This is a genomic window from Wenzhouxiangella psychrophila, from assembly GCF_042310375.1.
Taxonomy (GTDB): domain Bacteria; phylum Pseudomonadota; class Gammaproteobacteria; order Xanthomonadales; family Wenzhouxiangellaceae; genus Wenzhouxiangella.
On record NZ_JBHJMQ010000002.1, the window covers coordinates 87,258 to 98,364 of the forward strand.

The following is an 11,107-nucleotide window of genomic DNA, read 5'->3' on the forward strand; positions in this document are numbered from 1 at the left end:
CTAAACGAGAAATGAGGGAGATGTGTGACACCTGTCTGGTTTTTTTGGGGGGGTGCGCCTCTTTTAGGTCTGTAACGCGGCACGGCAAGGATAAAAAAGAAGCTAAAGGCCCCTAATGTGTCTCGAAATGTAGCAAAAATAACTTAAAATGGTGTTTTCAGGGGAGCAATTTGCCACGGCACGTTCCTGTTGGCGCTTCCAATGCGGTTTCGCAGTCGTCGGCCTGGTTGTATTGCTTTCTGCTGGCTTGCGCTTGCTCGAGTGGCCAATGTGGGCCCAATTGGGTGTCTCGCCTCCTGTGCTGCCTACGGCCGATGCATACGCCTGGCTGACCGGCCTGGATAGCGTCGGGCGGCTCAGTGGCTGGGCAATGTCGGATGTGATTGCCTGGCTGTCTTCATTCTCCGGGTATGCGCCGGAATGGATCGCATTCTGGCTTCCGGCGGTACTGGCGTGCCTGCCCGGCGTCGTGATTGCCGGTGTGTGCTGGCAGCGGGGGCACCCGGTCGCCGGGCTGGCCGGCGGCATTTTCGCGGCGGCCAGCCTGGGTTATCTGGGGCGGACGCGGCTGGGTTATGCGGATACGGATCTATTCGCGCTGTTTCTGCCGACCGCGTTGGCCGCAATCTGGGCCTGGGCCATTGATCGTCTGGACGGGCAACGGGCCCCGGGGTCGGGTGGCGCCGCGGAATGGATGCTCCCAGGCGTTTTGCTGATCGCTGTCGCCGGGCTCGCGCAGTGGGCGTATCCCAGCGGGTTTCCGGTCCTGGTGGCGATTTCGGTCATGGCCGCAGGGCTTGGTGTCTGGCTGCTCGGGCGTGCAGCGTCGGGCACCCTGCTGGCGTTGTTGGCAGCCTTGCTGCTGGCCTCGAGTTTCGGATGGTGGGGCGTTTTGGGCGGTTTCGGGCTGGTTTTGCTGCTGGCACGGCGAGGTCCGGCGCGTCCGAGTCTGGGAGTTGTGTCGCTCGTTGTGGCGGTGGTGCTCATTGCCGTTCTCGATTGGGCGTTCCTGCAGCAGACGTGGACGCGGCTTTCCGCGTACACCGGTTGGGCGGGGCCGCGCCTCGTCAGCAACTGGACGTTGCCGGGCGTCGATGCCAGCATTCAGGAAACAGGTGCTGTCAGCTGGGCGGAGTACATCCAGCGCGTGGGCACTCACTGGACCTTCCTGCTACTCGGCCTTGCCGGTTTCGTAGTGACAGTCATTCGCTGGCCCAGCCTTTTGACGTTTTTCCCCCTGCTCGTGCTGGGGCTGCTGTCCATCGATCTGGGGCACCGATTTGCCATGTACGCGGCGGCGCCGCTCGGGCTGGGGATCGGGCTGGGGGCGGCGACGCTGCTTGAGCGCATGAGGCGTCATCGGCGCCTGGAAGCATTCATTCACATCGCCCTGGCCGGCGTGGTCGTGGCCGTCATCGGCTGGCACGCACGCGATCTGCGGCCCGAGCCTGCGGTGTCGCCCCGCTGGGCTGATTCCCTGAAGGAGCTGCGGCATTTGGATTCCTCTCGCGGCCGCATCTGGGCGTGGTGGGACGAAGGCTATCCGGCGCAGTTCTACGGCCGGCTGCCGACCCTGGCCGACGGCGGCAATGCCTCGAGACTGCGAACCTTTGCCCTGGGCCAGGTGTTCGGCGCCCGCGATCCGCAACGTGCAGCGTCGTTCGTGCGCCGTTCTGCGGCCGAGCGTCAGAGAGCGATGCGTTCGTCGGAGGACTGGCGCAGGGCAAGCTACGAGGTGGAGCCGCTGGAGACCATGACGCATCGTGATGCTCGGCACGTACAGCGCCTGCTGGAACGGCCCGAAAGGCTCGACCCCCGTGACGTGGAGAACCTGCCCGACGAGTTCGTGGTGGCAAGCTGGAAGACGCTGCGCAAGGCGCAATGGGCGGATCTGTACGGGCGCTGGCGGCTGACTGGCGGCGAGCACGGTTACGGCCGGATCGCCACAATCAGGCCGCCGGTTCAGTTTGATGGGGAAAGTGGCCTACTCGAGACCGCCGACGGGCCGGTTGCCCTGCGTTCGATGCACATACTGGATGCCTCCGGTAGCAGTTACCGGAATCACTGGGATCGGGCCGACGGCGCCCATGCAATCATCAACAACGAGGCCGGCGAGGGCGTGGTGATGGATGCCGATCTGTTCGGCACCCTCGCCGTCCAGCTCCTTGTCGGCGACCCGGCCGAACTGGCACCGCATTTCAAGCTGGTGGTCGACGCGGCTCCCGCGGCCCGTATCTATCGCGTCAGGTAGCGTTCCCCGTGCGGCGCCGGGGCGGCGTTGTCACCGTCCCGGGATCAGGCTGTCGAGCCATGATCGCGGGTCGCTGGGAATGCCCGCAACGTGGATTTCCCAGCGGAGCAAGTCGTCGTCGATGGCCCCGCTGCGGCCGACGATTCCAATCGCTTCGCCCTTGCTGACGGCCTGCCCCTGCTCAACCTGGGATGAATCCAGGTGCGCGTAGATGGAAACCACGCCGCCGCCGTGGTCGATGGCAACCGTTTGTCCTCGAATGGGCAGTTCCTCGACCAGGGCCACGACACCGTCATTGCTCGCCAGTACCCGGCTGTTGTCATCCGGACGAATCAGATACCCCGGGCGGGGGTGAAACGGGGCCATGGGGCCGGAAACCATGCGCTGACCGAATTCGCCCACCACGTCGCCATTCAGGGGCGCTTGAAATTCGCTGTCCCATCGCGGCTTGGTAGTGCGCAGGGATGCAAAGGTTGCTCTTGCGAGTTGTTGCGATTCGGTTTGCAGATTCTCGTCGCTATAGCGATCGAGAACGCCAGGATCAACCTCAATGGGCGCCGGCGTTTCGGCGGCGGAGTTTATGGCGATGTCTCGCTGTCCGACCAGTGACTGCCCGTAGGGGTCGGCGGCTCCGACGGTCAAGCGGATATCCCCTTCTGCAGCCTCTATCGGGACAGCGCCCAAAATCCATGCCCCGTCACCCGCGTCGATGATACCAAGGGGGGTTCCTTCCAGCAGGCTGAAGAAATCTTCGACCCCGAAGTGATCGTCCTCCCAGGTGATCGGGACAGCGAAAGCCTCTCCGGCGGCAATTTCCGAGGGCGGGTCGACCGTGAACCCGACGTCGGGACGCTCTTCCGGCGGGTAGGAGTCCGGCGCTGGCTCTCCCTGCTCGACAGCGGAGACGACCTGGCGGGCGTATCTGGGCAGGGCTTCCGGCCCGAAAATGCTTGCAATGGCCTGGTGGGTTGCCAGCGGAGTGCGATCCTTTCCGAGGAAGCGCTCCCCATCGGCGGACCAAAGCTCGAAATGCAGGTGTGGCGCCGGATCAGGCTGGTCTTCGGTCGCCGGGATGCCCGTGTTGCCCATCAGGCCGATGGCCCGTCCCTGCTCGATGGCATCGCCGGGCTGCAGTTCGGGGTGAACCTCCGAAAGGTGAGCGTATCGGGATACGTGGCCCGCTTCGTGGCGAATCCACACCTGCCGGCCGCGGAGCTGGTCGAGGGCGTATTCACCCACGAATCCGGCATCGTCCGCCAGCTGGCTGTAGTAGGCTTGTCGAGCCTGCTCGGGCGTGTCGTAGTCGCGGTCGATGCGGATGACTTCTCCGTCGGCGACAGCGACGACGGCTTCGCCTTCCGCAAGGGGGCGACTAGACAGGCCGTTGAAGAAATCGAAACCCTGGTGGCTGCCTTCGCGGTAATCGCGGGGGGCGCCGGGCAGATGGGATTCAGAAAGGCTGAAGGTGGCGCCTTCGATGGGGGCTATCAGGTCGGCCGGCCAGTCGGAAGTCGATTCCGGGTCAGCCTGATCATCACTGGCGTTGCAGGACGCGAGAAAGGCGATGACTGCGGCAGCAGGCAGCAGATTAAAAAGTCTTTTTGGTTCAGACACGTATGGCCTCATGGCATGATAGCAATTAGTAGGGATTGTTTTTCGGAACACTGCATTTGCCGCACATCTCTGTTTTTCGCGCGGCAGCAAATGCGCCACATCATACTCAAACGAATTCCTATGACCAAGTCTGCCAAGCCATTCAGTTTGCCGGTTGTCGTATGTTGAAGGATCTTTTCTTGAAGGGCTACTGATGAATACTATTCTTGTGACTGGTGGCGCTGGCTATATCGGCTCGCACAGCGTCAAGTATCTACTCGAGAGAGGTCACCGGGTTCTGGTGCTCGATAACCTCTGCGGCGGATTCCGTGACGCTGTGCCGGAAGGGCTTTTCGTGGAAGGCGATATTGGAGACGCGAAACTCCTGGACAGGCTGTTCTCGGAGAATGATATTGACGCTGTCATGAATTTTGCTTCATTTATCGAAGTTGGTGCATCAGTCAAGAATCCCTCCGGCTATTTTCGAAACAATGTCGGCAATACACTTATTTTGCTGGAGGCGATGGCTCGTCATCGAGTGCAAAATTTCGTGTTCTCTTCGACGGCGGCCATTTTCGGGAATCCTCAGTACACGCCTGTTGACGAAGAACATCCCAAGGCGCCGATCAATCCCTATGGGCGAAGTAAGTGGTTGGTCGAGCAGATGTTGGCCGATTACGCTATTGCTTATGGGCTAAAAAGTGTCTGTCTGCGCTATTTCAACGCTGCAGGTGCGGACCCTGACGGCGCGCTAGGCGAAAGACATCAACCTGAAACGCATCTGATCCCACTCGTTCTTCAAGCGGCCTCTGGGCGCCGCAGCAGCATAACTGTATTCGGCAACGATTATGACACCAAGGATGGGACTTGCATTCGCGATTATATCCACGTCGAGGATCTTGCCCAGGCTCACTGGCTTGCGCTCAATTACCTGGACGAGGAGGGTCGTGGTGCCGTTTTCAACCTGGGCAATGGCAATGGCTATTCTATCCGGCAGGTGATCGACGCCGTCAGGCAAGTCAGTGGTCAGGATTTTCATGTCGAAAATGGTCTGCGTCGGCCGGGTGATCCGCCGATACTTGTGGCTGACAGTAGAAAGGCACGTTCTAGTCTGGGATGGCAACCGGAGTTTTCAAGTTTGTCAGAGATTATTCGCCATGCTTGGAATTGGGAAAAGAAAAAGGGATCAGCATGGTAACTAATTTTTCGGCTACGCATTTGTATAAGCCAAATGTCCTCCTTATTTGAATCGAATTTTCTTGACGGGCCTGTTTTGTGTTGCGGCTGAAAACTGCCAATGAAGCCTTTCGCGCCAATCGCTACGGTGCGGCCATGCGCGCTTATCTGGAGTCGCTGGCCAGCAGACCCGGGCTGGCCAATGTGCTGCGTCAGAATATCGAGATGACTCGGCGCAAGTATCTTGCGAGTGTGGCAGATGGCCCGTTGCGGGTGGCGGTGTGTGGCTGGAGCCTAACGCACAACGCGGCCGGCCGGGCGCATCTGCTGGCCAGGCTGTATGGCGAGTTTTCTCAGGTGGAGTTGATCGGGGCGCTGTTTCCCAAGTACGGCGATGGCGTCTGGCCGCCGATTGCCGAGGGCGATATCGAGCCTTTTGTGCTCCGGGCCGACGATCAGCGCCGTTTTGTGCAGCAGGCGATGGCGCTGGTGGCCGAGCATCCTTGCCAGGTGGTGCATCTTTCCAAGCCGCGTATGCCGAATATGCTCTTCGGGTTGCTCTACAAGCTGATCTGGGGCGCACGGGTGATTGTCGATGTGGACGATAACGAGTTGGCGTTTCGGCGCGGTGGCTTGAAGGACGAGATGGATCTGGATCCGGCCACCATTGGTGCATTGCCGTATCCGGACCGGCTGGCCGGGCCAAAGTGGACGGATGTGGCCGTCAAGCTGGTTTCCTTGTTCGATGGCGTGACGGTGTCCAATCCGGTGCTGCAGGACTGGTTTGGCGGCACGGTGATTCGGCATGCGCGCTGTGAGCGTGAATTCGACCCCGGTCGTTTTGATCGCAGGGCTGTGCGCGATAAGTACGGGCTGCCGGCTGATCGGCGCATCGTGTTGTTTCTGGGCACGCCGCGGCCGCACAAGGGGCTGGTGGAGACGGCGGAGGCGCTGGCGCGGCTGGGGCGAGATGATGTGTCGATGCTGGTTGTGGGCGGCTTCGACGCTGATGCCCGCTCGGTTCAGCGGCAGATGCAGGCCGTATCCGGCGTCGAGATCCGTTTTCTGGAAGACCAGCCTTTGTCGGCCGCGCCGGAACTGGTGGCCGCGGCCGATGTCTGCCTGGCGCTGCAGCATCCCGATAGCGACGTGACCCGGGCGCAGGTGCCGGCCAAGCTCAGCGATGCGCTGGGCATGGGGCGGCCGGCGCTGGTGGTGCGCAATCCGGCGTTTACCGATTTGCCGCTTGACGACGTAGCGCTGTTTACGGATCTCACCGACCTCGATCAGGTGCTGGATCGGGCGCTGTCTGACGAATGGCAGAACGACGAGAAGCGCCAGCAGATTCGGCAGGTGTTTCTCGATGAGTTCTCCGCCACGGTGAATGCTCGGCGGCTGCGGCAGGTGGTCGAGGCGCTGCCGGAAGAGGACGATCCGAGGCTCGGCCGTTTTGCGCGTCGCATTCTGCCGCATTTTCCGTACTTTCCCGAGGGTCTTCTGGGGCCGCAGGCCGCTCCGAAGCGCCAGCCGGAAGGCGAGGGCATCGCCGCTCGCCGGCTCGAGGAGATTCTCGGCCAGGACCAGCCGGAGGGCCTTGATCAGGCGTTGGAAGAAAGCGACCGCGGCATTGCCGAGGCCGAGCGGCGGCTGGTCGAGATCGGGCACAAACCGCTGGTGTCGATCGTGATGCCAACCCACAACCGGGCCTCGATCATTGCCGAAGCCATTCAGAGCGTCGTGGAGCAGTCCTGGGCGCACTGGGAGCTGTTTGTCTGCGACGATGCCAGTACCGACGCCACGGCCGAGGTGGTGGCACAGTTCGACGACCCGCGAATCCAGTACCTGAAGCTGGAGAAGCAGGGCGCGGCGGCCGTGCGCAACCGGGGGCTGGAACTCGCCCGAGGTGAGTTCATCGCCTATCTCGACAGCGACAATATGTGGCGACCGGGCTATCTGGCGCGCATGCTGTGGGCGCTGATCGAGTGCCCGGGGCGAAGCTGCGCTTATGCCGATTTTCTCGACTACCGGGTCGATCGGCAGGGCGGGATCAAGGTCAAGTCTTACCAAAGGCCGGCGTTCGATCACGAGCGGCTGCTCGACAAGAACTATATCGACCTGAATTCGTTCCTGCATCGCCGCGAGCTCTACGACTGCTTCGGCGGGTTCACCGAATCGCTGCCGCGCCGTCAGGACTACGACCTGATCATCAAGTACACCTGGCTGCGTGATCCGCTGCACGTGACCGATATCGTCACGCTGTATCAGCGCAACGAGAGCCTCGAGCAGCTGACGGTGACCGCCAAGCATCAGAACCCGCTGGTCGAGCGGATTGTCGATGCCAATGTGGCCGGCTATCTGTCCGACGGCCTGCCCCAGGCGAGTGCGCCGGCCGTGCAACGCGTGACGGTGATTTCCTGGGACATGTCGCGCAACCATTTCTCCAAGGCCTTTGCCGTGGCCGAGGCGCTTTCTCGCGACTACGACGTGCAGCTCGTCTCTTTCCGGTTCTTCGAGGAGGAGATCTTTCCGCCGCTGGCCGGGGTCAAGCCGCCATTCGAAACGGTGTACCTGCCCGGCGGCGAGCTTCCGGACTTCTTCGACGCCATGCGTCGTGCGCTGGCGCGCATTAGCGGTGATGTGATCTACGTGGTCAAGCCGCGCCTGCCAAGCCTGGGGCTGGCCTTGCTGGCCCGGCACGTCTACGGCACGCCGATCGTGCTGGAAATCAACGACCTGGAGTCGGTGGTGCAGGCGCCGGGCCGCGACAGCGCCGACGCGGCCCTGCCGCTGGATAAGGCCCGGCCGGACGACCCGGAGCTGGATAATCCCTACAGTCATCGCTGGTCGCTGCTGATGGAGTGGGCGGGCCAGCAGTTGCCGGTGCTTGCCACGCATAATCGCAATATCGATGCGCATTTCGGACACCGCTGCCTTTACATGCGCAACCCCAAGGATGAGCGCGTGTACGATCCGGCCCGTTGGGATCGCAATGCCATCCGGCGCGAGCTGAGGTTTTCCCGTTCCGATCGGGTGATTCTCTTCGGCGGGCTGATCCGCAAGCACAAGGGCATCTATGAGCTCATCGAGCTAGTCGAGCGCCTGGGCGATCCGCGCTACAAGTTGTTGTTCGTCGGTTCGCGCATCTCGCCGGACCAGAAGCGCCTGGTGGCCGAGTACGGCAATCGAATCACCGTGCTGCCGCCCCAGGATCGCGAGGCGATGGCGCGCATCAACCTGGCCGCCGACCTGGTCGTGTTGTGGCTGGATCCTGAAGTACCCGCCAGCCACTACCAGATGCCCTACAAGGCCACCGATGCCTTTGCCATGGGGGCCAGCGTGATTGCCAACGATATTTCCGATCTGGGCGATCTGGCGCGCCAGAGCTATCTGCGGTTGGCGCCTTTTGGCGACTGGGGGGCGATCGAGAAAGCCATTCATCGCGTGTTTGCCGACCGCAAGCAGCGGCGGGCTATGCAGGAAGCCGGACAGCGCCTGTTTCGGCGGCAATTTTCCTACGCCGCGATGCGGTCCGGGTTCGAGCTGGCTTCGCGCCGGGCATTGGCGGAAAACGATGGTCAGGAAGAAGTGGCCGAGTCGTTCTATGACTTCTTCGCCAATTTCTACCGGCAGCGCTGCCTGGTCGATGAGGATTTTGCGTTGCCGGGGAATGTGGCCGGTGAGCTGGCCGGCGCCATCAGCACGCCCGAGGTGCGCGAGTTGGATGAGCCCGAGACCCTGGCGGGGCTGGAGGAAGACGGTGTTGTGGCGTTGCTTCCTGCCAGGCATCGCGGGCGCGGTCTGGCCGCCGCAAGGCGCTTGGTGGCCCGCGCCGGGCATCCGCTCAAGGTCTTGATGGTACCCGTGGCTTCCGAAGCCGAGGCCGTCGAGGCTGTTCGCATGGCGTTTTCTACGCTGCCGTGCCGTCAACTGCTGGTGGTGGGCGAAGGCATACTGACCGGCGTCGATTGGCTGCAGAAGGCCCTGGCAGTGAGTGCGGCTGGTGATTCCTGCGTGCTCGGGCTCAACGGCGGGCAGGCGCCGGGAGAGCATTCTTCCTGCGTCCTGGTGCGCCGCGAGTGGCTCAAGGGTCTGGAGGACGGGGTTCCAGAAGCCAAAGATCCGCGCGGCTGGATGCATGCCGTGCAGCAGCGCGCGGCGCAGAAAGGCGTATTGGCGCAGGTGCCGGAGGCCGTCGTCTACGATCTGGCGGCTGCCGAAGCGGAACTGGCCGGGTTTGAGCCGGAACAGCCTGATTATGCGCCGGCAGTTGGCTGGTTTGAGCGTGTTCGGGCGGGTTTGGGGCGCGTGCTGGGGCTGGGGCGGCGAAAAGCCGGAAGTGAGTCTGGTGGCGAAGGGGGCACTGCTCATGAGATCCCGGATATCGGCTCGGGCCGATTCCGGGACGACAGTGCAGAGTTGGGTGGGCCGGATGGAAGCTCGGGCCGATTCCGGGACGACAGTGCCGAGTTGGGTGGGGCAGATGGAAGCTCGGGCCGATTCTGGGGCGACATCACTGTGATCGATGGCGAGCAGCTTCGCGGTCTCGAGCGTGGCGATGAGGGCCATGTAACGGTGATCATGCCGTCCATCAACCGACGCCGGGCGCTGGCTACGGCGCGGCACCTGGCCCATCGGGCCGGTATGCCGGTGCGCATCGTGGTCGTGCTCGACAACAAGCGTCGCGGCTTTGTCGACACGCTCAACCGAAGCGCCCGTCGCATTCGGGCCCGCTATGTGGTCTACCTGGCTGAAGACGCCGTGGCCGGCCAGGATTGGCTCAAGACCGCCCACCGGCAGCTCGAAGACAGCGGCAAGGGGCTGCTGGCCTTCAACTGCGGCAAGTGGCATGGCCGTATCGCCGCATTTGGGATGGTGCGCACGGCATGGGTCCGGGGCCTGTATCCGAAGGATATTCTGTATTCCGGCTACCGGGCCCACCGGGCAGACAACGAGTTGACGGCAATCGCCCGGGCCAATGACGAGTTTGTATACTGTGCCGAGGCGCTCTTGATGGAAAACGACCCGGGTAAACTGGTGCTTGATCTTGGTGTCGAACAGTCAGGAAAAGATGATCGTCGGCTGTTCAGGCAGCGCTACGCAAAGGAGTTCGGTGGCCTGGCCCCGGCGGACCGGCTGGCCGAAATGGCCGACGAGTACATTAACCGTGTCGGTACGTTGAATGCGCCCCAGAATGCGGCCGATCGTACGCTGTCTGGGGGCAAGCCAATCCTTGCGGAGGATCAGGTGGACCAGACCAACAAGTGTGGGCCGCAAGATGCTCCCTGAGTCACGGGAGAGGGTCCAGTGAGGTTTTGCCTTATCGGAGGGTTCCCCCGCAGCGGCACACGGCAGTTTGTGGATATTCTGAATCGCCACCCGCAGTTCTGGATGCGTGGTGAGATTCACAGGGATCTGATTGTGGCGCTGGACCAACTGGTGCAAACGGCCGAGGCCTGCCATGCCGGCAAATGGACGGAACCCAACTTCAGAAAGGCACGGCTCCGACTCATACTCGAGAACATCCGACTCCTGGGCAAGGGCGGAGCGTCACCCGGGTGGCCAGGCCGCGTCGAGCGGTACCGGATTGGTTTCAAGATGCCGTATGTGGAACTGGTTAAACCTTCGCTGGACAATCTCCTCAAGCCGGAATTCGATGGAGTGGATTTCCTGTACTGTGTGCGGGGGCTCGAGCAGAACTTCTTGTCCCAGAAGTCGAAACTTGGGATAAAGAAGAAGCAGTTCATCGCCAACACCATTGCATCCATTGATGCATTCAATGTTATGAATCAGGATGATTTCTATCGAGTACAGATACTCCATCTCGATCAGTATCTTGCCAGTGACGACAGGCCCGGCTGGCTGTGCCGAAACCTGTTCGGGTTTCTAGGGGTGGATGGAACCTCCGATGAAGATGTGGAATCCTATATCGCCAGTACGCCAAATCGGAACAAGACCCCGGGCAAGGACAGGCTACGGGAATTAGAGGAGCGGGAGCGTCAGGCAATTTCTGGGAACAAGGCACTGCTCGAAAGAATCCGCTGGCTCCAGCAGCACCATTCCATTAATCTCGAACTTGTATAGGAAAGG

Annotated in this window: 5 protein-coding genes; 4 read left to right on the plus strand and 1 reads right to left on the minus strand. The window is 61.9% G+C overall.

The annotated features are described in order from the left end of the window. Positions 1–268 precede the first annotated feature (268 nt). Positions 269–2,251 (plus strand): STT3 domain-containing protein, encoded by a 1,983-nt coding sequence (locus ACDC66_RS03125; RefSeq protein WP_376695220.1) that lies wholly within the window; start codon positions 269–271, stop codon positions 2,249–2,251. A gap of 30 nt (positions 2,252–2,281) precedes the next feature. Here the strand turns inward: ACDC66_RS03125 and ACDC66_RS03130 are convergent, their stop codons facing one another. After that, positions 2,282–3,865, minus strand: coding sequence for a peptidoglycan DD-metalloendopeptidase family protein (locus ACDC66_RS03130; protein WP_376695221.1), 1,584 nt, complete (start codon positions 3,863–3,865; stop codon positions 2,282–2,284). Between the two features lie 193 nt (positions 3,866–4,058). Between ACDC66_RS03130 and galE the strand changes: the two genes are divergently transcribed. The 3 genes from galE (at position 4,059) to ACDC66_RS03145 (ending at position 11,101) form a co-directional block, all read left to right on the plus strand. Beyond that, positions 4,059–5,042 carry a UDP-glucose 4-epimerase GalE gene (gene galE, locus ACDC66_RS03135; RefSeq protein ID WP_376695222.1) on the plus strand — a complete coding sequence of 328 codons (984 nt, stop codon included), beginning with the start codon at positions 4,059–4,061 and terminating at the stop codon, positions 5,040–5,042. Between the two features lie 80 nt (positions 5,043–5,122). Then, positions 5,123–10,306 carry a glycosyltransferase gene (locus ACDC66_RS03140; protein WP_376695223.1) on the plus strand — a complete coding sequence of 1,728 codons (5,184 nt, stop codon included), beginning with the start codon at positions 5,123–5,125 and terminating at the stop codon, positions 10,304–10,306. Between the two features lie 69 nt (positions 10,307–10,375). Next, complete coding sequence (locus tag ACDC66_RS03145; protein WP_376695224.1) at positions 10,376–11,101, plus strand: hypothetical protein; 726 nt, start codon at positions 10,376–10,378, stop codon at positions 11,099–11,101. Positions 11,102–11,107 lie beyond the last annotated feature (6 nt).